The organism is Apilactobacillus zhangqiuensis, assembly GCF_019656215.1.
Taxonomy (GTDB): domain Bacteria; phylum Bacillota; class Bacilli; order Lactobacillales; family Lactobacillaceae; genus Apilactobacillus; species Apilactobacillus zhangqiuensis.
Genome location: NZ_BPLK01000005.1, coordinates 150,130 through 175,626 on the forward strand (window position 1 = coordinate 150,130; position 25,497 = coordinate 175,626).

Consider the following 25,497-nt stretch of genomic DNA (forward strand, 5'->3'; position numbering starts at 1 on the left):
TGATGTAACAATTTCAATATACTTCATTTAATTCTTTATTTCAAAGAATTTTTCAGCAGAAAGTAATTGTTATAAAAAATGGAGGAGGCAATTGCCTCCTCCACCTTATGCCTTGCTAAATTATAATTTAGATTATAGTTGAGCGAAGTGTAGTAAAGTACGAACCATGTTGCAAGTGAAGCCCCATTCGTTATCGTACCATGACCATACCTTAACAAGTTGGTCATCACCAAAAGTAGTAACATCAGTTTGAGTAGCATCAAATACTGATCCGTGAGTATCACCAATGATATCACTTGAAACGATTGGTTCGTCATTGTAACCAAATGCTTCGTTACCGTCAGTGTGTTCTTTCATCTTAGCGTTAACTTCGTCAGCAGTAACGTTCTTCTTGTCAACGATAGCAGTTAATTCAGTTAATGAACCGTCAACGATACCAACACGTTGAGCCACACCGTTTAACTTACCGTCAAGTTCTGGAACAACAAGACCTAGAGCCTTAGCAGCACCAGTTGAGTGAGGAATAGTGTTAGTTGAAGCAGTACGGTTGTTTCTGAACTTCTTACCACGAGGGCCATCTAAGATAGCTTGAGTTGAAGTGAATGCGTGGATAGTAGTCATAGTACCAACTTTGATACCAAAGTCTTTGTTTAAGAAGTATGCTGTAGGAGCGATACTACTTGTAGTACATGAACCAGCTGAAACGATCTTGTCGTCAGCAGTTAGAGTATCCAAGTTAACACCAGGAACAACAGTCTTGATTTGACCTGCAGGTGCAGAGATTAGAACACGCTTTGCACCAGCGTCTAAGTGAGCTTGTGATTTTTCTTCTGAAGTGTAGAAACCAGTACATTCTAGTACAAAGTCAACACCATCATTTTTAACCCATGGTAGGTCAGCGGCATTGCGTTCAGCGTAAACTGGAACTTCCTTACCGTCAACAACGATTCCGTTATCGGTTGAAGTAACTTCACCTGGGAATTTACCATGTGTTGAATCATATTTTAATAAGTATGCAAGCATTGAAGGAGTTGTTAAATCATTAATAGCAGCAACTTCAATATCGTCTGAGTTTAGTTCGTGGATACGTTTGAAAGCCAAACGACCAATACGACCAAAACCGTTAATACCAATTTTTACAGTCATAACTGTTTTCCTCCTAGAGAAATAAATTTGAGTACTACGTACGGATTAAATACTACTACTTTTTTACCGATCAGTCTATAATACATGCTCAGTAATTTTAAAAAAATAACCAGTACTAATTTGTAACAGTTATTTTCTGTATCAAATCCTTACACTCTAAGTATATCAGTGCTAATTTTAGTTTGCAAATCAATTACCTCAGTGTGTTTCTTGAATTTAACCCCCTTTTCATTTATAGTTTAACCTGTTGTAATGCATCTGTAGTGTAATGGATAGCACTAAAGATTCCGGTTCTTTCGATGGGGGTTCGATTCCCTCCAGATGCATTGGTGATTAAGTCAGATAAAATCATTTGACCTTAATTGACCATTGAGATAAAATTAATATAATTCAAATTGAATTGAAAGCAAGGGAGGATAAAATTATGAATTTAGTCCCAACTGTCATTGAACAATCATCAAACGGTGAACGCGCATATGACATTTACTCAAGATTATTAAAAGACAGAATTATTATGTTATCTGGTCCAATTGAAGACAACATGGCAAATACCATCATTGCTCAACTATTATTCCTAGATGCACAAGATTCTGAAAAAGACATCTACTTATACATCAACTCACCTGGTGGTGTTGTAACTGCCGGTATGGCAATTTATGACACTATGCAATTTATTAAAGCTGATGTTCAAACCATCGTTATGGGTATGGCTGCATCAATGGCCAGTGTCTTGGCTTCTTCAGGTACTAAGGGTAAGCGTTTTGCTTTACCTCACTCAGAAGTATTGATTCACCAACCTTCTGGTGGTGCTCAAGGTCAACAAACTGAAATTGCTATTGCTGCAGAATCAATCTTAAAGACTAGAAAGATGATCAACGAAATCTTAGCTCAAAACTCAGGTCAATCAATTGAAAAGGTTAACCTAGATACCGAACGTGATAAGTACTTAAGCGCTCAAGAAGCTGTAGATTACGGATTGCTTGATAGCATCATGACTAACAGTTCTGAAAGAAAATAATTAGATAATAAAAAAAGACGTTAACTTCGGTTAACGTCTTTTTTGTGTCTTTATGAAACTGCTTCTTCTCTAATCTTATCGGCAAATTCATTAATCTTTCTCAAACGGTGGTTGATTCCAGACTTCGAAATCGCCCCACTAGGTAATGATTCGCTTAATTCCTTCAAACTAACTTCTGGCATCTTCATTCTAGTGATGGCCACTTCATAAAGTTTTTCAGGTAACTTATCCAATCCGACTGTGTCGTCGATGAATTGAATATTAGAAATTTGCTTGGTTGAAGCATTAGCAACCTTGTTCATATTAGCATTTTCACAATTAACTAATCTATTCACAGAGTTTCTCATATCACGCATAATTCTGACATCTTCGAATTTTAACATCGCATTGGTTGCACCAATTAGTTGCAAGAAATTAGCAATCTTTTCTGCTTCCTTTAGGTATGTGATGTAACCACTTCTTCGATCGGTGGTTCTTGAATTCAATTCATACTTATTCATCATTTCTGAAATCATGTCATTGTGCTCTTCATACAATGAATAGATTTCCAGATGGTATCTGGAAGTTTCTGGATTGTTCACGGAACCTCCAGCTAGAAACGCCCCTCTTAGATATGATCTGACTTGAGAATCATCTTTCAGTAATTCGATAGGTACTCTTTCGACGATTTGATAGTTATCAAAGATTCCTAGGTCGTCTAGGATTGCTTGTGCTTGGTTAGCAATTCTTACGACGTAAACATTGTTCTTGTTTAACTTCATTTTCTTTCTAACAACAAGCTTACTTTCTACTTCGTAGAATTCCAAGATTAACTTGTAAATACGACGTGCGATGGCTGGATTTTCTGTTTGAATATTTAAAATAATTTTGCGATTAGCTAACGAAATAGAACCATTCATTCTAATCAAGGCCATTAATTCAGCCTTAGCGTTTTCCTTATGAACTTCTAACGTGGTTAGCTCCTTTTTTACGTCACTTGCGTATGACATTTTTAATCATCCTATCTTTTTGAAACCAGTTTGAATAATGTATCGGCAACCTTTTTTCCATCATGGAATGCCCCTTGATGACTTAGCATTAAAAAGTCATCGTAGATGCATTCACATCCCATTGCCTTAATTGCTTTTTCATCGTGTTTAACTGGATTTTCAATCTCGTTAAACACTTCTCGATTAATTAGATTGGTATCCACTGGTTGTTTGTTTACGATTACGACATCAATGAAGTTTGACTTCATGTGGCGGTTCAATACTTCAACGTGTTCAGCGTCTGAAAAATGGTCTGTTTCGCCCTTTTGCGTCATGATATTACAAATGTATACCACCTGTGCTTTAGACGCTAAAACAGCCTCCCCTAGGTTTTTAATCATTAGGTTTGGCAAGATACTGGTGAATAGACTTCCGGGTCCTAACACAATCTGGTCAGCTGCCAGGATGGCATCAATGACCTTTTGATTAGCATGTGGAATTTCCTTTTGGTCATCGCTGGATTCTACCCAAACACGATTAATCTTTTTATCAGCATAGGTAATCTCGTATTCGCCAGTCATTGTGGAGCCATCATCAAATTCGGCACATAGCTGTAACTTCTCGTTGGTAGCTGGATAAATCTTTCCAGTAATGTCCATCATCTGACTTAATGTATCAACGGCTACGTTCACGTCACCCTTCATTTCAGTCATCGCAGCAATGATTAGATTACCTAATGAATGCTCTGACAAGAAATGATCGCCCTTTTTAAAACGGTATTGAAATAAGTCCAGCTTGTCCTTAGACAAATTAGATAATGAAACTAAAACATTTCGAATATCTCCAGGAGGGACAATGTTAATTTCATTGCGTAAACGACCTGATGAGCCACCATCATCTGAGATGTTAACAATCGCTGTGATGTCGACATTTTCGTTTTTTAGATTATTCAAGATAACTGGTAAACCAGTTCCGCCACCGATGACAACAACGTTTTTTCTCGATTGATTGTCTTTCATCAAATCATTTCCTCCTTTCAATTTTTTCAACTAAGAAAGTATAACACACATACCCGGGCGTGTCATTTTAAAAGCAAATAAAAAAAAGCGTGTTATCACGCTTTTTTTATTTTTTAGCTTCTTTTGTTCGTTTGGTATCACGTTCTAGGACTGGTTTTAGATATTGACCAGTATAGCTTTCCTTGACCTTAACAATCTCTTCAGGAGTTCCTGTGGCAATAATTTCACCACCACCGTCTCCTCCTTCAGGACCTAGGTCGATGATGTGATCAGCTGTCTTAATCACGTCCAAGTTGTGTTCAATAATTAATACAGTATTGCCTTGTTCAACTAGTTCGTGTAAAACAACTAACAAACGATTAATGTCATCGGTGTGTAAACCAATGGTTGGTTCATCTAGGATGTATAAGTTGTTTCCAGCAGACTTCTTGTAAAGTTCAGAAGCTAACTTCATTCTTTGTGCTTCCCCACCAGACAAGGTAGTTGCTGATTGGCCAAGTTTAACATAGCCTAAACCGACTTCATCAATGGTTTCTAGTTTTCTAGTAATCTTTGGAATTGAAGAGAAGAATTCCAGTGCTTGATCCACAGTCATGTCCAAGACATCTGAGATGTTTTTTCCCTTATATTCAACTTCCAGTGTTTCGGCATTGTATCGTTTACCATGACAAACTTCACAAGGCACATAAACGTCTGGTAGGAAGTTCATTTCAATCTTTAGGATTCCATCCCCATGACATGTTTCACAACGACCACCCTTAACATTGAAACTGAAACGGCCCTTTTGGTATCCACGAAGTTTAGCTTCGTTGGTTTCAGCAAACAAAGTTCTGATGTCATCAAAGACACCGGTGTATGTTGCCGGATTACTACGAGGAGTTCTTCCGATTGGACTTTGGTCAATGTTAATTAACTTGTCGATATTCTTATAACCAGAAATTGACTTGTACTTACCTGGCTTTTCAGAGTTATGGTTTAGCTTTTGGGCGATTGCTCTTTTAACAATGCGGTTAATCAATGTTGATTTACCTGAACCAGAAACCCCTGTCACGACGTTAAATTCACCTAGTGGAATTTCAGCTGTAACATTCTTCAAATTATTTTCTGATGCCCCAGTTACCTTAATCTTCTTGCCGTTACCCTTACGACGTTTCAATGGCACTGGCACAAACTTCTTACCTGAGAGGTATTGACCAGTCAATGAATTATCATTTTGCGCCACTTCATCTGGTGTTCCAACGGCCATGACGTGACCACCATTGGTTCCTGCACCGGGGCCAATATCAACGATGTAATCAGCGGAACGTTGGGTATCTTCACCGTGTTCTACGACAACTAGAGTATTCCCCAAGTCACGCATTGATTTTAGTGAAGAAATCAAACGGTCATTATCACGTTGATGTAACCCAATTGAAGGTTCATCCAATACGTATAGCACTCCGGATAGGTTTGAACCGATTTGGGTGGCTAAACGGATACGTTGAGATTCACCACCAGATAGTGTTCCAGCAGTTCTGGAAAGTGTTAGGTAATCTAGTCCCACGTTCTTCAAGAAAGTAAGACGATCGATGATTTCCTTTAGAATTGGTTTGGCAACAACACTATCCTTTTCACCAAACTTTAGTTTAGAGAAGAAGTTTAGTTCTTTTACGACGTCTAAGTCGGTTGCTTCACTAATGTTTAAACCATCAACCTTCACACTTAATGCTTCTCTGTTTAAACGGAACCCGTGACAGGTTTGACATGTTAATTCGGTCATATATAGACGCATTTGGTCTCTGGTAAAGTCACTATTAGTTTCCTTATAACGACGGTCAATGTTGTTAATAACCCCTTCAAAAGGTGCATCAGTATCTCTGATACCGCCAAAGTTACTGTTGAAGTGAAAGTGAAATTCTTTTCCATTTGAGCCGTATAAAATTAGGTCTCTTTGCTTCTTAGGTAACTTTTTGAAAGGAGTATCCATATCGATGCCAAATGCTTCACAGGCTTGTTCTAGCAAGCTTGGATAGAACTTAGAACTGATTGGATTCCATGGTTCAATTGCCCCTTCGTTTAGTGTCTTATCCTTATCGGGAACAACTAAACTTTCATCGACTTCTAGTTTCATTCCTAGACCATCACAGCTTGGGCAAGCTCCGATTGGTGAGTTGAATGAGAATAGACGTGGTTCCAATTCACTAACTGTAAATCCACAAAGTGGACATGCGTAGTGTTCAGAGAAAATTAAGTTGTCACCATTACCCATTAAGTCAGCAACGGCATAACCATCACTTAGTCTTAATGCAGTTTCCAATGAGTCTGATAGACGAGATTTAATTCCATCTTTAACGATGATTCTATCAACGACGATTTCGATGTCGTGATACTTATTCTTGTCTAATTGAACGTCATCTTCTATTTCGTGGACTTCTCCATCGACACGATATCTAACGAAACCTTCACGTTTAATCTTATCGATAACTTTCTTGTGTTGACCACGTTGTTGTCTAACCACTGGTGATAAGATTTGAAGCTTTGTTCTTTCTGGAAGTGCCAGCACTTCATCAATCATTTGATCGATTGATTGTCTGGTAATTTTGGTTCCATCGTTTGGACAAATTGGTGTTCCTACACGCGCCCATAGCAATCTGAAGTAATCGTTAATTTCAGTAACGGTTCCAACAGTTGAACGTGGATTCTTGGAAGTTGTCTTTTGGTCAATCGCAATAGCTGGACTCAATCCTTCAATTGAATCCACATCCGGTTTGTCCATTTGGCCCAAGAATTGACGTGCGTATGAAGACAAACTTTCTACGTAGCGACGTTGTCCTTCAGCATATAGTGTATCGAATGCCAATGAACTCTTTCCTGAACCTGATAAACCGGTCATAACAGTCAATTTATTCTTAGGAATTTCAACACTGATGTCTTTTAAGTTATGTGCCCTTGCACCTTTAATGACAATTTTATCGTTTTGCAAGTTTTTGCCCCCTTACATTTGACCTTTCAATTCCATGACGGTATCACGCAATGCTGCGGCTTTTTCGAAATCCAGTTTAGCAGCTGCATGCTTCATTTCCTTGGTCAATGTTTCAATCATTTGCTTTTGATCCTTCTTAGATAGCTTTTGGAAGTCGGATTCAACAAATGAGTGATCTTCAGAAGAATCGTCGTTCTTATTGTTATCGTAACTAATAAGGTCTCTAATTGGTTTCTTGATGGTGTGTGGTGTAATGCCATGTTCTTCGTTGTATTTCTTTTGAATACTTCTTCTTCTTGCGGTTTCATCAATCGCCTTTTGCATTGAGTCGGTCATGTTATCGGCATACATAATAACCGCACCATTTTCGTTTCTAGCAGCACGACCAATAGTTTGAATTAATGAACGTTCATTTCTTAGGAAGCCTTCCTTATCAGCATCCAAGATGGCAACCAATGATACTTCAGGAACGTCGATTCCTTCTCTTAGAAGGTTAATTCCGACCAATACGTCATACTTACCTAAACGAAGGTCACGAATAATCTTGGTACGTTCAAGTGTCTTAACGTCTGAATGTAGGTATGCAACCTTGATTCCTAAGTCCTTTAGATAATCGGTTAAATCTTCCGACATCTTCTTGGTTAAGGTGGTTACAAAGGTTCTTTCATTTTTGGCGATTCGTTCGTTAATTTCACCGACTAAGTCATCCATTTGACCCATGATTGGACGGACTTCAACCGTTGGATCCAATAGACCAGTCGGACGAATAATTTGTTGAACAATGTTCTTTTCAGCGGTTTCTTCTAGTTCACGTGGACCAGGAGTCGCTGACATGTAGATTGCTTGATTGACACGTTCTTTGAATTCTGGCATCTTTAATGGACGGTTATCCAAAGCACTTGGCAATCTGAAACCATATTCAATTAGACGTTCTTTTCTAGCCTTGTCACCGTTATACATTCCACCAACTTGTGGCAATGTTTGGTGAGATTCATCGACAACTAACAAGTAATCGTCTGGGAAGAAATCCAATAGCGTGTATGGAGCTTCACCCGGTTTTCTGTTATCCATGTATCTGGAATAATTTTCAATCCCGTTGGTGTAACCCATTTCCGCCATCATTTCAACGTCATAGGTGGTTCGTTGCTTCAAGCGTTGGGCCTCAAGTAGCTTACCCTCTTTTTCAAACTTGGCAACTTGTTCCTTCATTTCTTCCTTAATGCCCTTCAAAGCATGGTCCATGTTTTGATCATCGGTTAAGAAGTGGGTCGCTGGGAAGATAATGATGTCGTCTTTTTTACCGATGAATTCACCAGTTAATGTATCAATTTCCTTAATTGAATCAATTTCATCACCGAAGAATTCAACTCGATAAGCGTGTTGATCCCCAGAAGCTGGGAAGATGTCGACAACGTCCCCATGCACTCTGAAACGACCACGTTGAAAATCAATATCGTTTCTATCAAATTGAATTTCGACTAGCTTCCTAAGTAGTTCATCTCGTTCAATCTGTTGACCAACACTCAATGGAATAGTGTGTTTGTAGTATTCTTTAGGACTACCTAATCCAAAAATCGATGAAACAGAAGCAACGATAATAACATCATTCCTGGTAAGCAATGAATTGGTTGCCGCATGACGTAGCTTATCGATTTCATCGTTAATAGAAGAATCTTTTTCGATGTAGGTATCACTGGATGGAACGTAAGCTTCAGGTTGATAGTAGTCATAATAACTGACGAAGTATTCAACCGCGTTATTAGGGAAGAATTCCTTAAACTCACTGTATAGCTGTCCAGCAAGCGTCTTATTATGAGACAAAATCAATGTGGGCTTATTAACGTTTTTAATCACATTAGAAATGGTAAAAGTCTTACCAGTCCCGGTGGCACCTAATAAGATTTGGTTCTTTTGACCATCTAAAACACCTTTAGTTAGTTTACTAATCGCTTCAGGTTGGTCTCCGGTAGGTTTGTATTTCGAGACTAAATCAAATTTATTATTCTCTTCACGTTTTATTTCCAAACAAAGTCCTCCTTTGTTTTTAACTCGGAGCGCAAGGCTCATTCATCTTAGTTTAATAATATTCTAACATACGAACAAACTTTCTAAAACTAATGTTCTCCTCATAGGCACAAAAAAGACTGGCCAGTTGACCAGTCTTTTAATCACACGTTTTAGTGTAATGAAGATACGTATTCGAATGCGTTTTGACCAGCAATACCACCGTCACCAACAGCAGTAGTTACTTGTCTTAATTCTTTCTCACGAACGTCACCAATAGCAAAGATACCCTTTACTGAAGTTTCCATACGTTCGTTTGTCTTAATCCAACCTTTTTCGTCAGTAATGTTTAAGTTACTGAAAGGTTCAGTCATTGGGTTGTTACCAACGTAAATAAATACACCTGAAGCGGCCACTTCGCCTTCTTCATTTGTCTTGTTGTTGATAGTCTTAACACCAGTAACCTTCATGTCATCTCCGACAATTTCAGTTACGTTAGTATCCCAAATGAATTCAATCTTGTCGTTAGCAAATGCTCTGTCTTGAATAACCTTTTGAGCACGTAGCTGATCACGACGGTGAATAACAGTCACCTTTGAAGCTAAACCTGCAAGGTAAAGTGCTTCAGAGATAGCTGAATCTCCACCACCGACAACTACTACTTCACGGTTCTTGAAGAATGCTCCATCACATACAGCACAGTATGAGACACCTCTTCCACCGTATTCATCTTCGCCAGGAACGCCTAACTTTCTGTATTGTGAACCTGTACCAATGATAACGGCACCTGCTTCATAACTACCTTGATCGGTGTTAACAATCTTAGAATCACCTTTGTCTTCGATTGATTCAACAGTTCCGTATTCATACTTGGCACCAAAGTTAGTGGAACTTTCATACATTTCTTTTGCTAAATCTGGACCTAGAATTGACTTAAATCCTGGGTAGTTTTCGATTTCAGCAGTGTTGTTCATTTGACCACCGTAGATACCACGGTCGATCATCATAACTGATAAGTTTGCACGAGAAGCATATAGTGCAGAAGTCATTCCACCAGGCCCTGCACCAATAATAATTACGTCATACTTTTCCATAATTAAGCTCCTCCTTTCATTGAATTAATATATGATACTTTACTATCATATATATCATTTGTCCATTAATTTGCACACAAACTAATTTTAATCTAACTTCTTAGCTAAGTCCTTGATGTATTGTTTTAATTCATCAGAAACTTCAGGATGTTTTAGACCAAATTCGATGTTAGTTTGTAACCAACCAAACTTGTTACCAGTGTCGTATCTGTCACCCTTAAATTCGTGAGCATATACCTTACCCTTTTTGTTTAGAGTATCAATGGCATCAGTTAGTTGAATTTCGTTACCTTTACCAGGCTTAGTGTTTTCAAGAATGTCAAAGATATCAGCTGTTAATAGGTAACGACCAATAATTGCTAAATCACTTGGAGCATCTTCTGGATTTGGCTTTTCAACAAAACTAGTAACGTCATATAAACCATCGTCTACTTCCTTAGATGGGTTAATAACACCGTATTTTGATGTGTCTTCATGAGGAACCTTCATAACAGCAAGTGTTGATGAACCTGTTTCTTCATAACTGTCAATTAATTGCTTAGTTAATGGAGTTTCATCTGTCATCAAATCATCACCTAGCATGATTACAAATGGGTCTTCACCAACGAAACTCTTGGCAGTATGAACAGCATCACCTAGACCATTAGGATGTTCTTGACGCTTGAAGTAAATGTTCAAACCGTTAGTTTTCTTAACAGCCTTTAGCATCTTTTCCTTACCTTTTGATTCAAGGTTCAATTCAAGTTCAGTGTTTGAATCGAAATGATCTTCAATAGCACGCTTACCCTTACCAATGATAATTAAAATGTCAGTAATACCTGATGCGATAGCTTCTTCAACGATTAATTGAATTGCTGGCTTATCAACAACTGGTAGCATTTCCTTTGGCATTGCCTTAGTTTCTGGTAGGAATCTTGTTCCTAATCCTGCTGCTGGGATAATTGCTTTTCTGATTTTCTTCATGAATATAAACTCCTATTTTCTCATATTTTCCTATTTCTTAAATCTTAATCTAATTCAGCTCTACCCTTACGGTGCATTAGTTGAGAAATTGCATCATCAATTGTAATTTCCTTGTGTAATACCTTGTAAATAGCTGATGTAATTGGCATATCAATACCACGTTGGTTAGCTAATTCGTATGCAGCTTCAGCAGTTGCAATGCCTTCAATAACCATTCCCATGTTCTTAACGATATCATCCAAGGTCTCTCCCTTACCTAGTTGATATCCTGCACGCCAGTTACGTGAGTCACTACTTGTGGCAGTAACGATTACATCACCAAATCCTGATAGACCAGTGAATGTTAATGGGTTAGCACCAAATGAAGTTCCTAAACGAGAAATTTCTGCTAATCCACGTGTCATTAAGGCTGCCTTAGCATTGTCGGCATAACCTAAACCGTAAAGTGCACCAGCCCCAATGGCGATAATGTTCTTTAGAGCTGCACCAATTTCAACACCGATGATGTCATCATTTGTGTAAACTCTGAAGTAATCATTGATGAATAATGATTGAATATGTTCAGCATCTTTAATGTTTTCTGAAGCAGTAGTTACCAAAGTAATATCGTGTTTAGCAACTGATTCTGCTTGACTAGGACCTGAGATAACTGAGATTGACTTACGATGGCTTTCATCGATTTCGTCAGCTAGAACTTCTGACATACGTTTGTAAGTCTTTTGTTCAATTCCTTTACTACCATGAATAATGTTTACCTTCATATCTAGTTTTTCTAAAATTTCATTTACTTGTTTGGCAGTACTTCTTGTAACTTGTGCTGGAACAACAAATAAAATATCATCAACGCCTCTAATTGCTTCCTTCATGTCAGCGTAAGCAACTAGTTCCTTTGGATATGTAAAATCTTTGATGTATTTTTCATTTGTGTGTTTATTGTTTAGTTCATCAACTTGTGATTGTTTGTATGACCATAAACGCACTTCATTACCATTTTCAACTAAAATATTAGCAAGCATGCTTCCCCATGAACCTGCTCCTAACACTGCAATTTTTTCTACCATAATCAATATAGCTCCTTAAAATTATTGTAACTTGCTACCATCTAGGTAGTAAGGTAAATCAGAATCATTTTTGCGACGATAGATCATTAAACCGATTGCACCAACAAATAAGACAATCGATAGTAATTGTGAAACTCTAATTCCACCAAATAGCATTAAGCTATCAGTTCTCATCCCTTCAACAAAGAAACGACCGAATGAATACCAAATAACGTAGGATAATACCACTTCACCACGTTTGAAGAATCCTTGGATTTGACGAAGATTCATTAGTAAAACGAATCCTAATAAGTCCCATAGTGATTCATACAAAAATGTTGGTTGGCGATAAAATCCTTGAATAAACATTTGATTAATAATGAAATTAGGTAGGTGTAGGGACTTTAAGAACGCTAAACTAGTGATTTTACCAAAAGCTTCTTGGTTCATGAAGTTTCCCCATCTACCAATTCCTTGGCCCATAATCACAGTTGGCTCTATTACGTCAAGCATCGCCCAAACTGAAATTAATTTACTCCTACAATATAAGAATACCACTACAAACGCACCAATCAAGGCACCGTAAATGGCGATTCCTCCATCCCAGATTTTAACAATCTCGTCTAGATGTTGGCTGTAGTACGACCATTGAAATACAACATAATAGATACGGGCACAAATAATTGCCACTGGCAATGCCCACAGAATCATATCGTAAATATTATCCGGTTCAATCCCGCGTTTCTTTCCTTCTTTGACTGATAGGTAAACGGCAATTAATACAGCCGTAGCAATAAAAATACCATACCAGTGAACCAAGATAGGTCCCAGGTTAAACGCAATTGGATTTAACGCAATTGACATTATATTCACTTCCTAAAAAAGAGGATTATTTTTTGTTACCTGAATTTTCTTTAATTAAATTGTTTAGGTTATCATCGAATACCTTAGTAGCATCATAACCCATCTTCTTAGCACGGTAGTTCATAGCTGCCGCTTCAATAATGATAGCTAAGTTACGACCTGTCTTAACAGGAATGCTTACTCTTTGAACGTCAACGTCAAAGATACGACGAGTTTCGTCGCCATTACCTAATCTATCATATGGAGTATCATCAGACCAATTTTCTAGGTGAACGATTAGGTCAACCTTGGTCTGTGAACGAACGGCACCGGCACCAAATAGGTTCATAACATCGATAATCCCAATCCCTCTAATTTCTAGTAAGTGTCTTAGAATCATCGGTGCTTGACCAATTAATGTTTGTTCATCTTGTTGGTATACTTCAACACGATCATCAGCAATCAATCTGTGACCACGTTTAACAAGTTCTAAAGCAGTTTCACTCTTACCAATTCCAGAGTCCCCTGTCATTAATACCCCTAAACCATATACGTCAATTAGCACACCATGAATGGACTTTCTTTCAGCTAATTTACCTTCTAGGTAGTTAGTCATATTACTTAATACTCGAGAAGTTGTTAGCTTAGAACCCAATACTGGAATGTGTTGATTTTTTGCAGCGCGAATTAATTCATCAGGTGGATCTAATTGAGTAGAAATAACAAATGCTGGTGTTTCTGGTAAACACATTTTCTTCATCACATCAAAAAGGTCATTACTATCCATGCCCTTAGCATATGATGTTTCTGTAATACCAAGTAATTGAATTCTCTTTGATGGGTAATAGTTAAAGTATCCTGTTAATTCCAAACCAGGGCGAGAAATGTCGCTCGTGGTAATTGGTCGATCAAGGTATTCTTCACCGTAGAAAATATCTAGGTGGGTGTTTGCGACAAGATCGGCGACCGTTACACTGTATGCCATAGCCTTTCCTCCACTTCTTTATAAGCTAATTTTATCATGTTATTAGATGTTTTAAAAAATTATTTAGTAGTCTGACAATATGACGTTACAAATTGACATGATCAAAGCAACGATTACTGCCATCCCAAATGAAGCAAAATGGAAAGTATTTCCCACCACATAAGATGTTAGTTCAAGCATAATTCCATTCAGAACAATACTGAATAATCCTAAAGTTAGGATATTGATTGGTAAAGATAGTATAAACAATACTGGTTTTACCAAAGCATTTAGAATTGCTAAAACGATTGCCGCCACAATCGCGGTTTCAAAGGAAGCAACATAAAAGCTGCCTTGGAAGAAACCTGCAATTGCAACAAACAGCAACGTATTAATCAATATTCTGCCTAAAACTCTCATGGTGTCACCTCTTACTTCTCATTAAATTCATCAACGTCAGTTAAGTTTCGACGAGTTCTTTTCTTATCGGTGTGTCGACCACCATATACATTGGGGTTTACCGGTACAATTACTAAACAAATTAAGTAGATTAATAGTCCGGCAATCAGATGGCCCGGATAAATGGATAGAACTACAAATATAATTCTTAAAAGTTGTGAATTGATATGGAAATATTCGGCAACTCCGCCTAATAATCCTGTTAATACTCGATCAGTTTGTGAACGGTAAATTTTAGTCATCTTAAAGCCTCCTCGTTATATGACATTTTAAATAACGTTTATTAAATCAATCTTAAGTTACTTTTCCTTAATAACAACTACACCTAATTCATTTGGTGAATCGCTGTAGATGGCACTTTCCATGATTTTAATTCGATCTTGGCGGTTTAATACCTTTAATCGACAAAATGTTGGTGAAGTCAAAGTAGCCTTGTAGAAATCGTCTTCGGTGCTTACTTCGATGTTATTAACCTCGATGATTAAGTCGCCCATTTCAACACCCATCTTTTCGGCTGGTGTGCCTTTTCTAACGGCGATTACTCTTAGACCATTGACCGCGTCTGAGAACCATTTAGCCTTCTTACTATCTTTATGCTTAGTTCGAATTAAAACTAATAGGTATAATACTGCCATTGCAACCATTGAAATCAATTCAATATTATAGATACCATCTAATAGGTAAGTTGCAACAACTAGAATAATACCCAAACATGTTAGCCATAACAATCGATTAGATAACTTTTTGAAAAATTCTTTTGGTACTGACTTGAAAATAGTGAATCGAATTCCAATTAGCACCGGTAGAATGAAGATTGTGAATTGATGTTGACCCATTGAAAAGACAGGCCACCAACTAATCAATGCATGAATTTGATCACCTGGAATTAATACGGCAATCGGTAGGACCGCGAATTCCTTATTTAAATAACCGGCAACCTTATTACCACGTTGGTTTTTGAAGATTTTTGGAGATTGGTAGTTTCCTAAAAACATCTTCATGTACAATGCAGAGACAAAGAACACTGTCACTAATAACAATAATGCATTTGATAGCGAAGTAGATGAAGTGTTAATCCCTTCTGTATTAATATACGTAAACAAGTCAAGTTTATATGTTACAAATGTCAAAGCAGTTGCAATCACTAGATTTAAAACCGTGAAAAATTGACCCGGAATTATGATTAGGTTAATTAAAACCAATGCTTCATAAATAATGATCCAAGGAAGTGATAGATAGATTCCTAAAATCATTGAAACAACACTTCCGACAATTCCCAAGACAATAAAACTTGCCCAAAAATGAGTCATTTCAAAATCATTTGGTGAAATTGAAGTGTTAAAATCCTTTCTTTCACGTTTGATACGTTTTCGGTAGATAATGTAATTTCTTAATATTCCCAACCATAAAACTGGCTGGATGAATATTAACAATGTCATCCATAAATTATTCATTTAAATTCCCCTATTCTGGATTTCTTTTGCTTAATTTCCATTGCAAGTATGCATTAATGAATGGATTAAGGTCACCGTCCATAACATCTTGCGCCTTTGCTGTTTCATAATTTGTTCGATGGTCCTTGACCATTGAATATGGATGGAAAACATATGATCTGATTTGTGAACCCCAACCAATCTCTTTTTGTTCACCTTCGAGTTGTGCCTTTTGTTGTTCCTTCTTTTCTTCTTCAAGTTCGTAAAGTTTGGATTTCAACATGTTCATGGCAGTTTCTCTATTTTGTAATTGTGAACGTTGAGCTTGACTGGCAACAACAATCCCGGTAGGTTCATGAGTAATACGAACTGCTGAAGAAGTCTTATTAACGTGTTGTCCACCGGCACCACTAGCACGATAAACGTCAACTCTCAAGTCGGCTGGATTAATTTCGATATCAACAGTGTCATCTAATTCTGGCATTACATCGACCGAAGCAAATGATGTATGACGACGACCGGCTGAATCAAATGGTGAAATTCTAACCAAACGATGAACACCTTTTTCTGATTTTAGGTATCCATAGGCGTTTTCACCGCTCACCATAATGGTGGCAGTATCAATTCCGGCTACTTCACCAGCTTGATAGTTCAATGTTTCTATTTTGAAACCATTTTGATCTGCCCATCTGGTATACATTCTAAATAGCATCATGCCCCAATCATGTGATTCGGTTCCACCAGCTCCTGGGTGGATTTCTAGAATTGCATTATTGCCGTCGTACTTACCGTTCAATAGCATCCCTAGTCGGTACTTTTCAAGGTGAGCCTTAGTTTGTGCTAAGGACTCTTCAAATTCTTCCATCATCGAATCATCGTTTTCTTCTTCGATTAATTCTAGGTTCACTTCAAGGTCTTCAGCCTCTTCATTTAGTTCATTAAAATTGTCGTATTTTTTCTTCAAACGATTGTTTTCATTAATAAAACTTTGGGCTTTTTCCGGATCATCCCAAAATCCTGGTTCAGCCATCTTGGCTTCATTAATTTCAATGCTTTCTTGAAGGGAATCTAAGTCAAAGAGACCCCCTAAAGCCTTGGATGGCTTTTTTGATTTGACTTATTTCATTTTTAGCATCAGCTAGTTCCATTCTTACTCTCCTTACCAAAAAAGCGAAGTGAACTTCTGTTCATCTTCGCTTTTTTATTATCTTTCGATGTTTTGTCTGATTTCAGCTTTCATGAACAATCTTGTGGCATCGTAATCAATATCTGAGACCATTTCTTCAAACATTTGATAACCTTCACGTTGGTATTCAACTAATGGGTTCAATTGACCATAACCTCTTAAACCAATTGATTGTCTCAATTGATCCATTTCATCAATATGATCAGTCCAGTGAGAATCAACAACTCTTAATATAACAACCTTTTCAAATTCTAGCATTTGTTCTGGGTCGTATAGTTGTTCTTTCTTTTCTTTGTAAACCTTTTCAGATAATTCAACCAAGAAGTCTTTGATTTCATCAGCTGACTTACCTTCTAAGTCAGATAGGCTAATCATATCAGGGCTAACAAGTGCGCTAATGGCAAAGTCTAGGATAGTGCTTAAGTCCCAGTCCTTCTTGTCACCTTGAGTGTGTAAGTTAACAATGCGGTTGATTGTTCTCTTAACCATAGGTTTCATAACCCAGTCTAATGACTTGTCTTCAGTGATTACTTGGTATCTTTCATTGTAGATAACGCTACGTTGTTGTCTCATAACGTCATCGTATTGTAGAACTTGTTTTCTTGAATCGTAGTTGTTACCTTCAACACGTTTTTGTGCTGATTCAACTTGCTTGGTAATTAAACGACTCTTGATAACAGCAGAGTCACCGTCAACCTTCATTCTTTCCAAGAAGTTCTTAATCTTATCAGAACCAAAACGACGCATTAAGTCATCTTCTAGTGATAAGTAGAATTGTGATAGTCCTGGGTCACCTTGACGTCCTGAACGTCCACGTAATTGATTATCGATACGTCTTGATTCGTGTCTTTCAGTACCAATAACGGCAAGTCCACCTAATTCAACAACACCCGGTCCTAATTTAATATCAGTACCACGACCGGCCATGTTGGTAGCGATAGTTACCGCACCCTTTTGACCTGCGTTTGCGACGATTTCAGCTTCTTTAGCATGGTTCTTGGCATTTAGCACTTCGTGTTTGATACCAGCATCATCTAAACGTTTTGAAATGTATTCTGAAGTTTCAACGGCAACCGTACCGATTAGGATTGGTTGGCCTTTTGAATGTAATTCTTTAATTTCTTCAACTACAGCATCGAATTTTGATTGTAGAGTTGGGTATAACAAGTCAGGTTCGTCCACTCTGGCAACCGGTCTGTTGGTTGGAATGGAGATAACGTCCATGTTATAGATTTCTCTAAATTCATCAGCTTCAGTCTTAGCAGTACCAGTCATACCGGCTAGCTTTCTGTACATTCTGAATAAGTTTTGGTAAGTAATGTTGGCCATTGTCTTACTTTCTTCTTGAATGGTTACTCCTTCTTTAGCTTCAATAGCTTGGTGTAAACCATCTGAGAAACGACGACCATCCATGATACGTCCGGTGAATGAGTCAACGATAAGTACTTCGTCATCTGAAACAACGTAATCCTTATCCTTAATCATGATGTAGTTAGCACGCAATGCTTCATCGATGTGGTGAGTCAATGCAGTGTTATCTGTGTCATATAGGTTCTTTAAGTTAAAGTACTTTTCAGCCTTTTCAATTCCCTTATCATTTAAAGAAACAGTCTTTGATTCCAAGTCAATCTTGAAGTCATCTTTTTCTTTTAATGTCTTAGCAAATTGATCAGCTTGCATGTATAGTTCTGATGAACCCTTAGCTTGTCCTGAAATAATCAATGGAGTTCTAGCTTCATCAATTAAGATGGAGTCAACTTCATCGACAATAGCAAAGTTCAATGGTCTTTGAACCATGTCTTCTTTATAGACAACCATGTTATCACGTAAGTAATCAAAACCGATTTCACTGTTAGTTGAGTAAGTAATGTCGGCATTGTATGCTTCACGTTTTTCTTCTGGACTCTTTTCAGTTAAGTTAACACCTACTGTTAGACCTAACCAGTTGTATAGTTCACCCATTTGTTCGGCATCACGTTGTGATAGGTATTCGTTAACAGTAATAACGTGAACACCCTTACCAGCTAATGCATTTAGGTATACTGGCATAGTGGCAGTTAAAGTCTTACCTTCACCGGTCTTCATTTCAGAAATGTTACCTTCATGTAGAACAATTCCACCCATGATTTGAACATGGAAAGGAGTTAAACCTAATACACGAGTAGCACCTTCTCTGGCAACTGCAAATGCTTCTGGTAGTAAGTCATCAAGAGTTTCCCCATCTTGATAACGTTGTTGAAATTCGGGGGTTTTAGCTTTTAGTTCGTCATCACTTAGTTTGCTGATTTCATCGGCGTATGCTTCAACTTTATCAGCTAGCTTGCTAAGTCTTTTAACTTCACGCTTATCGCTTTCGACCCATTTTCTTAAAATGTTAGCCATTTGTTTATTTTCCTTCCGTGAATTAGTTTTTAATGTTTTATTCGCTTTATATAAATTCTATCTTTCTTATTCTAACATTTAATTATCATTTTTAAAAACAGATTATCTAATTCTTCTAAAAAAATATCCTTTATATATAAAACATCCCTTATCGACATAGTGTTAATCCAGAAACTTTGTTAACACCGTTTGCTCTCAGTACTTCTGCCGCATGTCTAATCGTGGTTCCAGTAGTGTAAATGTCGTCTATCAACAACACTTCTTGATTCACTATTTTGGTAGCACATTTTTCATTAATTGTGAAAACCTGTTGGTTGTTAATTCGCTGTTTACGATTCAATTCTGATTGACGTGTCTTGCGGATTTTATTTACCTTGAGCGCATCTACATATTCAACATCACCAAGGAGTCCCACCACCTGATTAAAGCCACGGCTAATCTTTGTTTCCACACTTACTGGTATCGGCACTACCATCGAATTTTTTCTAATCTTTTTTCTAATCTCTTCTTGAAAAACCATCCGTAATTGATAATCACCGACAAACTTATAAAGATGCATAAACTCTTTCATTGCATCATTGTACTCAAAGATGGATCTATTAATAAAGTCTTGATTAGTCCGATGCCATTTTTGACAGTCACCGCATATACATGGCTTGTTCATCTGACGACCACACTCTCGACAAATTTTGGTCTGATCAATTCGCACGAAGCGATTCATGCAGTCATCACAAACATATCTTTTCGGCAGTCTTTTAAAGCTCAATAAAAAGGACAGTGTCATTTCATAATTCAACACTTTATTGCACAGCAAGCAACTATTCATTTAACTTCGCCGCCTTTTTATTCATGTACTTAATTTGATTAATCGCGCTTTTAATCGCCACCGTGTTTTCTTCGGCTAAAAATAAGACCTCACCGGTTGGCCGATCCATTTTTCTTCCGACTCTACCGGCAATTTGGACCAACGAAGATGTCGAAAAGACCTCATCTTCGGCACCAAACACGATTACATCAATTCCCGGAAAGGTAACACCTCGTTCCAAAATAGTCGTTGTTATCAGAAATAATTTGCGCTTCTCACGCATGTCAGATACCTTTTCCATTCTTTTATCATCACTGGAAAAGACCGTCTCCCACTTACTAGCATCAAATTGTTTAGCCAATATATCACTGATTGGTTGTAAATCAGCAATTCGTGGAACAAACAATAAAAAACGTTGATTGTCTGTAATTTTCTCAGCTATTTTAGTAATTAATAATTTAGGTAACTTGTGCTTATTTAAATTTTCGCGCCATTTCTTTGCGTATTTCAATTTAATCTCCGGGAGAAAATGGCGGTGAAACCGAATTGGTAAATAACTGGCCGTTAACTTATTTCTGCTAATCTTTTTGGTCATCTCATTGGTGGGCGTCGCCGTTAAATACAACTTGGCGCTGTTTTGTTTCGTCGCGTTTTTCACAGCAAAATGAAGACCTTCATTATTTACAAACGGAAAAGAATCAACCTCGTCGATAATCAAGACATCAAAGGCATGGTAAAACCGTAACAACTGATGAGTCGTACAAATCGTCAATTGTGCATATTGATATGGCTGGGGATTGCGACTGTGCAATAGAGCCATTGATGTGTTGGCAAACGCTTCCTTAATTCTTGGATAAAGTTCAACACAAACATCCACTCGAGGTGACGCAATGCAAACCCGCTTTCTTTCAATTAGTGCCTGTTCAATTCCCTTAAATAGCATCTCTGTCTTCCCCGCTCCGGTTACTGCCCACAATAGATGCGTCCGATTGTTTTTAAAAACGTCGATAATATCCTTAGAACATTGCTCCTGCTCATTTGTTAATTGTCCCTGCCAAGTTAACACTGGTTGTTTGATTGCAAAGTCGTTGGGTTCATCTGCATAAACTAACGGGATACTTAATGTGATCCGATCTAGGTTAATACAAGCCGGACAATAATAGTTGTTATCGGGTAATTCACACCTGTTTACGGGTGTTTTTTGCCCACATCGTTTACAATAGATACTGTTACTGTTAATCTTAATTGGAATGTATTTATGAACAATCGAATTATTAAGGAGTTTCCTATCTACCATTGTGGCATTGATTTGTCTCCCGTATAATTCTGAAATATCTTTAATCATAATTATCACCATAAATAAGTACGCAAAAAAGCTAAATTTCTGAGGTGAAAAGATTTAAATGGAAAAAGATTATCTCACAATTAAAGAAAATGGTGTCAATGAAATTGATATCAAAAAATCACAATTTATCTGTTCTATTGCAAGGGTTTCAAATGAAGATGAGGCAATTGCTTTCGTGAATAGCGTTAAAGAAGAACACAAAAAAGCTACCCATAATTGTCACGCCTACGTAATTGGCCAAGACGATTTCATTCAACGCGCCAGTGATAATGGTGAGCCATCAGGTACCGCCGGCGTCCCTATCCTAGAAGCGCTTAAAAATATTGGTGTCCACAACACCGCCGCCGTCGTAACTAGATACTTCGGTGGAATTAAACTGGGTGCTGGTGGTTTAATCCGTGCATACAGTAATGCCACCACGAAAGCAATCGAACACGTTGGTATCGTTAAAAAGATTTTGCAAACTGAAATTACTATTGATGTTGCGTACAACCTATTTGATCAGTTGAATTACCATCTAGAAGAAAATGGGACTAACATCATCGATACTCAATATACCGACAAGGTATCAGTGATTGTCGCCATCGATAATCCCAAGGTTGAAGAGTTCAAACAAAATGTAATTGATTTACTAAACGGTCGTGTTGAAATGCACGATGGCGACGAAAAATACTTTGAAGTCGATTATGATCCATACAAAAAAGAATGACCAAATGGCCATTCTTTTTTTAGTGGTTATCTTTACTTGTGTTTTCTTTAACGACTTTTTTGATTGCGTTCAATAATGGTTGTCTATCCTTACCAGCTAAACCAATTGATTCAACGAATAGTTCCAATCCAATTAACGTTGCAATCGTTAATAAGATGGAACCCCAAATGGTTGAGATTGGGTATAGCAATGAAATGAATGAGAAAATCAAAGCAATTCCATATATTACCAATACCGTTTGACGATGAGTTAAACCAATTTGCATTAAACGGTGATGTAAGTGTCGTTTATCAGCATGCATGATTGGTTGTTTGTTTAACATTCTACGTAAGATAGCGTAGATGGTATCAGTGATTGGTACCCCTAGGATGATTACCGGAATAATCACGGTAATGAATGTGGCATTCTTCAATCCATTCAATGAGAAGATTGAAATCATGAAACCGATGAACAATGAACCGGTATCTCCTAGATAGATTCTGGCTGGGAAGAAGTTGTAAGGTAAGAAACCTAAACATGCTGCAACCAGCGCAAAAATCATGATTGAAACGTAGACGTTACCAACGTTTAGGAAGAAGAAACCGGTGATTCCCATTGTGGTTAACGCAATAACCGCTACCCCAGTTGCTAATCCGTCTAATCCGTCAATTAAGTTAACGGCATTGGTGATTGCTAAAATCCAAATTAAAGTAATTGGTAAACTTAACCATCCCAGACTAAATGTTCCAATGAATGGCAATGATACGTTACTCATTTGAATATTTCCGAAGAAAAAGACAATGATTGCTGCTAAACTAATTCCAAATACTTTTTGACGAGGCTTTAAGACAATGATGTCATCGATTACCCCTGTAATAATGATGACTACTTGTCCTGCAAACATCCCATATAATTGATGAGTTGGCATCTGACTCCTCAATAGGAACATTGTGGCAATTGTATATGATACAAATATTGCCAAACCTCCTAATGTCGGCATTGGAATTTTATTCATTCTTCGCTTATTTGGACTATCGATAGCTCCCCAGCGAAATGCTAACTTTCTAATAAACGGTGTCACCACAGCGGAAATTAACATTGTCGCGAAAAGAGAAACGATAATTTCGAATTTTAGCATAATCGTTATCCTTTCGTTTTATAATACTATTAATAAATTATACAAATGTAACAGATTAAAAACAAGGCTAAACAAAAAAAGGACTCCCAAAAGGAATCCTTTTTTATTACATCATTGGTCCCATTGAAGGGTTCATTGCATCTTTCTTTTCTTCTGGTAAGTTAGCAACAACAGCTTCAGTAGTTAATAGTAATGCTGAAACAGATGCGGCATTTTGAAGTGCTGATCTTGAAACCTTGGTTGGGTCAACAACTCCGGCCTTAATCATGTCTTCGTATTCACCAGTAGCGGCATTGAAACCAATACCCATTTCCTTGCCCTTTAGATGTTCAACAACGATTGAACCGTCAATTCCGGCGTTGTGGGCAATTTGTCTAACTGGAGCTTCTAGAGCACGTAAAACAATGTTTACACCTGTCTTTTCGTCGCCTTCAGCAGGAATTTCTTCTAGGTCCTTTAGGATGTTGATGAATGCAGTTCCACCACCAGGAACGAAGCCTTCTTCAACGGCAGCTCTAGTTGAGTTCAATGCATCTTCGATTCTGTACTTACGTTCTTTTAGTTCAGTTTCAGTAGCTGCACCGACACGGATAACGGCAACACCACCGGCTAACTTAGCTAAACGTTCACGTAGCTTTTCTTTGTCGAATTCTGATGTAGTAGTTTCTAATTGGTTCTTGATTTCTGCAACACGCGCAGCAAGTTGATCCTTGTCACCGGCACCTTGAACGATTGTAGTGTCGTCCTTAGTAACGTTAACCTTGTTAGCTTGACCTAATTGATCAATGGTTACGTCCTTTAAGTTTAATCCTAAATCGTCAGTGATTAAAGTAGCACCTGTAAGAACTGAAATATCTTGTAGTTGAGCCTTACGACGGTCACCAAAACCAGGAGCCTTAACAGCAACAACGTTGAAAGTACCACGCATCTTGTTTAGTACCAATGTTGGTAGTGCTTCACCACCAATATCATCTGCGATGATTAGAAGTGAACGACCTTGTTCAACAACTGATTGTAATACAGGTAGGATTTCTTGAATGTTGTTAATCTTCTTGTCAGTAACTAAGATGTATGGGTTGTCTAAATCAGCTTGCATCTTGTCGTTGTCTGTAACCATGTATTGTGACATGTAACCACGATCAAATTGCATACCTTCAACAACGTCCATAGTTGTGTTAACACCACGCGAGTCTTCAACAGTGATAACACCATCGTTTCCAACCTTTTCCATAGCATCGGCAATTAATTCACCAACTTCTGGGTTAGCAGCGGAAATTGAAGCGATTTGAGCAATATCGTTCTTGCTCTTAATTTCGTTTGACATCTTGTGTAGCTTTTCAACAGCTACTTCAGTTGCCTTTTCGATACCGCGACGAACACCAACTGGGTTGGCACCAGCAGTAACGTTCTTCATTCCTTCATTAACGATTGCTTGAGTTAATACAGTCGCAGTTGTAGTACCGTCACCGGCAATGTCATCAGTCTTTGATGCAACTTCTGATACTAACTTAGCACCCATGTTTTCAAAATGATTTGGTAGTTCAATTGACTTAGCGATTGTAACACCATCATTAGTAATGTTTGGTGTACCTGTTGATTGTTCAACAACAACGTTTCTACCCTTTGGTCCTAATGTAGTCTTAACAGTGTTTGCAAGTTTATCAACACCTCTTAGCATTGAACGTCTTGCGTCTTCTGAGAATTTAACTTCCTTTGCCATTTTTTATTCACCCCATAATAAGTTTTTTATTTTTTATTCAACGACTGCTAAAATGTCGCTTTCTTTTAGTACTAGATATTTTTGACCATCGTAGTCTACTGAAGTACCTGAGTACTTGTCGTAAACAACTTCGTCACCCTTTTTAACTTCTGGTGTAACAGTTTGGCCATTGTCTAAGACTCTACCGTTTCCCATGGCAACAACTTTACCAGTTTGTGGTTTTTCTTTGGCATTATTTGCTAACACAATGCCTCCAACTGTTTCTTCTTTAGCTTCTTGTGCTTCAATAATTACACGATCACCCAATGGCTTTAACATTT

At 37.7% G+C, this 25,497-nt stretch carries 22 protein-coding genes and 1 tRNA gene; 3 read left to right on the forward strand and 20 right to left on the reverse strand.

Annotated elements, in window-relative coordinates; genetic code table 11:
- Positions 1-132: 132 nt before the first annotated feature.
- A complete protein-coding gene (gene gap, locus K5Q07_RS06145; protein WP_054606310.1) occupies positions 133-1,146 on the reverse strand; it encodes a type I glyceraldehyde-3-phosphate dehydrogenase in 1,014 nt (337 codons plus the stop codon).
- A gap of 254 nt (positions 1,147-1,400) precedes the next feature.
- Between gap and K5Q07_RS06150 the strand changes: the two genes are divergently transcribed.
- Both K5Q07_RS06150 and clpP read left to right on the forward strand, forming a co-directional pair.
- Positions 1,401-1,472, forward strand: a tRNA-Arg gene (locus K5Q07_RS06150).
- Positions 1,473-1,570: 98 nt separating this feature from the next.
- Positions 1,571-2,164 (forward strand): ATP-dependent Clp endopeptidase proteolytic subunit ClpP, encoded by a 594-nt coding sequence (gene clpP, locus K5Q07_RS06155; RefSeq protein ID WP_053791563.1) that lies wholly within the window; start codon positions 1,571-1,573, stop codon positions 2,162-2,164.
- A gap of 50 nt (positions 2,165-2,214) precedes the next feature.
- Here clpP and whiA read toward each other — a convergent pair whose 3' ends face one another.
- The 16 genes from whiA to K5Q07_RS06235 all read right to left on the reverse strand — a co-directional run bounded on the left by whiA (position 2,215) and on the right by K5Q07_RS06235 (position 21,631).
- A complete protein-coding gene (whiA, locus tag K5Q07_RS06160; protein WP_034534634.1) occupies positions 2,215-3,153 on the reverse strand; it encodes a DNA-binding protein WhiA in 939 nt (312 codons plus the stop codon).
- A gap of 11 nt (positions 3,154-3,164) precedes the next feature.
- Entirely contained in the window at positions 3,165-4,151 is a 987-nt protein-coding gene (locus K5Q07_RS06165; protein WP_220730167.1) for a gluconeogenesis factor YvcK family protein, read from the reverse strand.
- 106 nt (positions 4,152-4,257) lie between these two features.
- Entirely contained in the window at positions 4,258-7,113 is a 2,856-nt protein-coding gene (uvrA, locus tag K5Q07_RS06170; protein WP_220730168.1) for an excinuclease ABC subunit UvrA, read from the reverse strand.
- A gap of 12 nt (positions 7,114-7,125) precedes the next feature.
- The gene (gene uvrB, locus K5Q07_RS06175; RefSeq protein WP_285289188.1) at positions 7,126-9,132 is read right to left on the reverse strand and encodes an excinuclease ABC subunit UvrB; all 2,007 of its coding nucleotides are present in this window, start codon (positions 9,130-9,132) and stop codon (positions 7,126-7,128) included.
- Positions 9,133-9,290: 158 nt separating this feature from the next.
- Positions 9,291-10,214 (reverse strand): thioredoxin-disulfide reductase, encoded by a 924-nt coding sequence (gene trxB, locus K5Q07_RS06180; protein WP_220730219.1) that lies wholly within the window; start codon positions 10,212-10,214, stop codon positions 9,291-9,293.
- Positions 10,215-10,298: 84 nt separating this feature from the next.
- Positions 10,299-11,174 carry a UTP--glucose-1-phosphate uridylyltransferase GalU gene (gene galU, locus K5Q07_RS06185; protein WP_220730170.1) on the reverse strand — a complete coding sequence of 292 codons (876 nt, stop codon included), beginning with the start codon at positions 11,172-11,174 and terminating at the stop codon, positions 10,299-10,301.
- 44 nt (positions 11,175-11,218) lie between these two features.
- Positions 11,219-12,235, reverse strand: a complete 1,017-nt coding sequence (locus K5Q07_RS06190; RefSeq protein WP_220730171.1) for an NAD(P)H-dependent glycerol-3-phosphate dehydrogenase — start codon at positions 12,233-12,235, stop codon at positions 11,219-11,221.
- A gap of 21 nt (positions 12,236-12,256) precedes the next feature.
- A complete protein-coding gene (lgt, locus tag K5Q07_RS06195; protein WP_373310051.1) occupies positions 12,257-13,078 on the reverse strand; it encodes a prolipoprotein diacylglyceryl transferase in 822 nt (273 codons plus the stop codon).
- A 25-nt stretch (positions 13,079-13,103) separates the two neighbouring features.
- Entirely contained in the window at positions 13,104-14,042 is a 939-nt protein-coding gene (gene hprK / locus K5Q07_RS06200; RefSeq protein WP_054606303.1) for an HPr(Ser) kinase/phosphatase, read from the reverse strand.
- Positions 14,043-14,105: 63 nt separating this feature from the next.
- Positions 14,106-14,441, reverse strand: coding sequence for a phage holin family protein (locus tag K5Q07_RS06205; RefSeq protein WP_220730173.1), 336 nt, complete (start codon positions 14,439-14,441; stop codon positions 14,106-14,108).
- Between the two features lie 11 nt (positions 14,442-14,452).
- On the reverse strand, positions 14,453-14,722 hold the full coding sequence (locus K5Q07_RS06210) for a PspC domain-containing protein (RefSeq protein ID WP_220730174.1): 270 nt from the start codon (positions 14,720-14,722) through the stop codon (positions 14,453-14,455).
- Between the two features lie 57 nt (positions 14,723-14,779).
- Positions 14,780-15,934 (reverse strand): PDZ domain-containing protein, encoded by a 1,155-nt coding sequence (locus K5Q07_RS06215; RefSeq protein ID WP_220730175.1) that lies wholly within the window; start codon positions 15,932-15,934, stop codon positions 14,780-14,782.
- A gap of 10 nt (positions 15,935-15,944) precedes the next feature.
- Positions 15,945-17,061, reverse strand: a protein-coding gene (prfB, locus tag K5Q07_RS06220; RefSeq protein ID WP_155443783.1) for a peptide chain release factor 2 whose coding sequence is annotated in 2 segments (ribosomal slippage) — positions 15,945-16,988 and positions 16,990-17,061 — 1,116 coding nt in all. Because the reading frame shifts where the segments join, the coding sequence is not laid out codon by codon here.
- 56 nt (positions 17,062-17,117) lie between these two features.
- Positions 17,118-19,481 (reverse strand): preprotein translocase subunit SecA, encoded by a 2,364-nt coding sequence (gene secA / locus K5Q07_RS06225; RefSeq protein ID WP_220730176.1) that lies wholly within the window; start codon positions 19,479-19,481, stop codon positions 17,118-17,120.
- 148 nt (positions 19,482-19,629) lie between these two features.
- Complete coding sequence (locus K5Q07_RS06230; protein WP_220730177.1) at positions 19,630-19,956, reverse strand: ComF family protein; 327 nt, start codon at positions 19,954-19,956, stop codon at positions 19,630-19,632.
- A 343-nt stretch (positions 19,957-20,299) separates the two neighbouring features.
- Positions 20,300-21,631 carry an ATP-dependent helicase ComFA gene (locus tag K5Q07_RS06235; RefSeq protein ID WP_220730178.1) on the reverse strand — a complete coding sequence of 444 codons (1,332 nt, stop codon included), beginning with the start codon at positions 21,629-21,631 and terminating at the stop codon, positions 20,300-20,302.
- Positions 21,632-21,689: 58 nt separating this feature from the next.
- Between K5Q07_RS06235 and K5Q07_RS06240 the strand changes: the two genes are divergently transcribed.
- On the forward strand, positions 21,690-22,340 hold the full coding sequence (locus tag K5Q07_RS06240; RefSeq protein WP_220730179.1) for a YigZ family protein: 651 nt from the start codon (positions 21,690-21,692) through the stop codon (positions 22,338-22,340).
- A 19-nt stretch (positions 22,341-22,359) separates the two neighbouring features.
- On the opposite strand, the gene K5Q07_RS06245 is transcribed toward K5Q07_RS06240, so the two are convergent.
- From K5Q07_RS06245 to groES, 3 genes are all read right to left on the reverse strand, one after another.
- The gene (locus K5Q07_RS06245; protein ID WP_225426100.1) at positions 22,360-23,457 is read right to left on the reverse strand and encodes a glycosyltransferase family 4 protein; all 1,098 of its coding nucleotides are present in this window, start codon (positions 23,455-23,457) and stop codon (positions 22,360-22,362) included.
- 106 nt (positions 23,458-23,563) lie between these two features.
- Positions 23,564-25,177 carry a chaperonin GroEL gene (gene groL / locus K5Q07_RS06250; protein ID WP_054605416.1) on the reverse strand — a complete coding sequence of 538 codons (1,614 nt, stop codon included), beginning with the start codon at positions 25,175-25,177 and terminating at the stop codon, positions 23,564-23,566.
- Positions 25,178-25,210: 33 nt separating this feature from the next.
- The gene (groES, locus tag K5Q07_RS06255) at positions 25,211-25,495 is read right to left on the reverse strand and encodes a co-chaperone GroES (protein WP_220730180.1); all 285 of its coding nucleotides are present in this window, start codon (positions 25,493-25,495) and stop codon (positions 25,211-25,213) included.
- Positions 25,496-25,497 lie beyond the last annotated feature (2 nt).

Excerpts from the sequence above, each read along its gene's own strand:
- groL (WP_054605416.1), bottom strand. The coding sequence starts at position 25,177 with ATGGCAAAGGAAGTTAAATTCTCAGAAGACGCAAGACGTTCAATGCTA.
- groES (WP_220730180.1), bottom strand. The coding sequence starts at position 25,495 with ATGTTAAAGCCATTGGGTGATCGTGTAATTATTGAAGCACAAGAAGCT.
- K5Q07_RS06165 (WP_220730167.1), bottom strand. The coding sequence starts at position 4,151 with ATGAAAGACAATCAATCGAGAAAAAACGTTGTTGTCATCGGTGGCGGA.
- galU (WP_220730170.1), bottom strand. The coding sequence starts at position 11,174 with ATGAAGAAAATCAGAAAAGCAATTATCCCAGCAGCAGGATTAGGAACA.
- K5Q07_RS06190 (WP_220730171.1), bottom strand. The coding sequence starts at position 12,235 with ATGGTAGAAAAAATTGCAGTGTTAGGAGCAGGTTCATGGGGAAGCATG.
- lgt (WP_373310051.1), bottom strand. The coding sequence starts at position 13,078 with ATGTCAATTGCGTTAAATCCAATTGCGTTTAACCTGGGACCTATCTTG.
- K5Q07_RS06235 (WP_220730178.1), bottom strand. The coding sequence starts at position 21,631 with ATGATTAAAGATATTTCAGAATTATACGGGAGACAAATCAATGCCACA.
- whiA (WP_034534634.1), bottom strand. The coding sequence starts at position 3,153 with ATGTCATACGCAAGTGACGTAAAAAAGGAGCTAACCACGTTAGAAGTT.
- K5Q07_RS06230 (WP_220730177.1), bottom strand. The coding sequence starts at position 19,956 with ATGGTAGTGCCGATACCAGTAAGTGTGGAAACAAAGATTAGCCGTGGC.
- hprK (WP_054606303.1), bottom strand. The coding sequence starts at position 14,042 with ATGGCATACAGTGTAACGGTCGCCGATCTTGTCGCAAACACCCACCTA.
- K5Q07_RS06240 (WP_220730179.1), top strand. The coding sequence starts at position 21,690 with ATGGAAAAAGATTATCTCACAATTAAAGAAAATGGTGTCAATGAAATT.
- K5Q07_RS06210 (WP_220730174.1), bottom strand. The coding sequence starts at position 14,722 with ATGACTAAAATTTACCGTTCACAAACTGATCGAGTATTAACAGGATTA.
- secA (WP_220730176.1), bottom strand. The coding sequence starts at position 19,481 with ATGGCTAACATTTTAAGAAAATGGGTCGAAAGCGATAAGCGTGAAGTT.
- K5Q07_RS06205 (WP_220730173.1), bottom strand. The coding sequence starts at position 14,441 with ATGAGAGTTTTAGGCAGAATATTGATTAATACGTTGCTGTTTGTTGCA.
- K5Q07_RS06215 (WP_220730175.1), bottom strand. The coding sequence starts at position 15,934 with ATGAATAATTTATGGATGACATTGTTAATATTCATCCAGCCAGTTTTA.
- clpP (WP_053791563.1), top strand. The coding sequence starts at position 1,571 with ATGAATTTAGTCCCAACTGTCATTGAACAATCATCAAACGGTGAACGC.
- gap (WP_054606310.1), bottom strand. The coding sequence starts at position 1,146 with ATGACTGTAAAAATTGGTATTAACGGTTTTGGTCGTATTGGTCGTTTG.
- K5Q07_RS06245 (WP_225426100.1), bottom strand. The coding sequence starts at position 23,457 with ATGCTAAAATTCGAAATTATCGTTTCTCTTTTCGCGACAATGTTAATT.